This is a genomic window from Xenorhabdus innexi, assembly GCF_002632485.1.
GTDB lineage: Bacteria > Pseudomonadota > Gammaproteobacteria > Enterobacterales > Enterobacteriaceae > Xenorhabdus > Xenorhabdus innexi.
Window position 1 is genome coordinate 1 of the sequence record NZ_NIBU01000272.1, and the last position, 428, is coordinate 428.

The window sequence follows — 428 nt, forward strand, 5'->3', positions numbered from 1 at the left end:
TTTGCAGCACATTGCCGACCAGATGCGCCGGCACTACCGCACCAGTGAACACTGGTGGACAGAGCAGGGAGTGTGACCGCTCATGGCACAGTCAGAAAATTCCTCCCGCCAGCCTTCTCAGCCGCCCCGTAAGCCCGGTCTGTTGTACCGTGTGTTATGGGAATGGCCGTGGCAGCTTATCGGCTTTGGGGTGATGTCGTGGTTATTCAGCCTGCTACTGGAATATCTCGGTATGGCGTTTTTCTGGCCGGAGCAGGGGGCTACTCACAGCCAGACGATGATGAACACCGAGCTGCAATTTTTATCGACGGAATTTACCCGCAGTCTGTTGTTGTCAGACCCCGCCCAAACGGTGCCGGCCTGGCTGGCACAGGCGTATCAGTGGCTGTTTGTGGACAGTGGGTTTATGCGCTGGGTTCAGGGGCAGT

At 57.2% G+C, this 428-nt stretch carries 1 protein-coding gene; it reads left to right on the plus strand.

Translation table 11 applies throughout. The annotated features are described in order from the left end of the window. Positions 1-82 precede the first annotated feature (82 nt). A partial coding sequence (locus tag Xinn_RS21560; protein ID WP_153043451.1) for an IncC plasmid conjugative DNA transfer DtrJ family protein occupies positions 83-428 on the plus strand: 346 nt, incomplete at its 3' end.